Raw genomic sequence first — 643 nt, 5'->3', positions numbered from 1 at the left:
GACGCCACCGCAGGACCTGCAACGCACGCTCTCGGCCATTCTCTGGCGGCATCAGAACGGGGCGAAATGGCGGGCCATTCCGGAGGATCTGGATCCTTGGTGGCGGGCCGCACGGATCTTCATCCGCTGGTCCCGTGCTGGCGTCTGGGAACGGCTCCTCAGCCTCGTGCACGAGCGTGGGCTCCAGCGCGGGATGGTGCTCCTCGGCGGCACGACCATACGCGCGCACCAGAAGGCGGCTGGTGCCGCCAAAAGTGGGGATCTGGGGCCGAGCGAGACACTCGTGAGGCTCTTGGCCGCTCGCGTGGCGGCTATGGCACCAAGGCTTGCGTGATCGCCGACGGGCAGGGCCGCGCCATCGCCTTCCAGCTGGCACCGGGGCAGGCGCACGAACTGCCCGATGCGGTTCCGCTGCTCGACCCGCTGCCCGGCGTGCCCAAGTGGGTCGTCGGAGACCGCGGCTACACCAGTCACGCCTTTCGCGAGCACATCTGGGACAGGGGTGCGCGCCCCGCGATCCCGCCTCGGCGCCACGAGGCCCCCGTCGCCTGCCCGGACTGGATCTACGACAACCGCAATCAGGTCGAGCGCCTCTGGGCGCGGCTCAAGGAATGGCGTGCCATCGCAACCCGCTACGAGAAAA

At 69.4% G+C, this 643-nt stretch carries 1 pseudogene; it reads left to right on the top strand.

Annotated elements, in window-relative coordinates:
- Window positions 1-643, top strand: a pseudogene (locus OXS49_RS33410) (IS5 family transposase); the annotation flags it as partial.

This window comes from Methylobacterium sp. GC_Met_2 (genome assembly GCF_026540795.1).
Lineage (GTDB): Bacteria > Pseudomonadota > Alphaproteobacteria > Rhizobiales > Beijerinckiaceae > Methylobacterium.
This window is presented reverse-complemented; position numbering and strand designations above follow the sequence as displayed.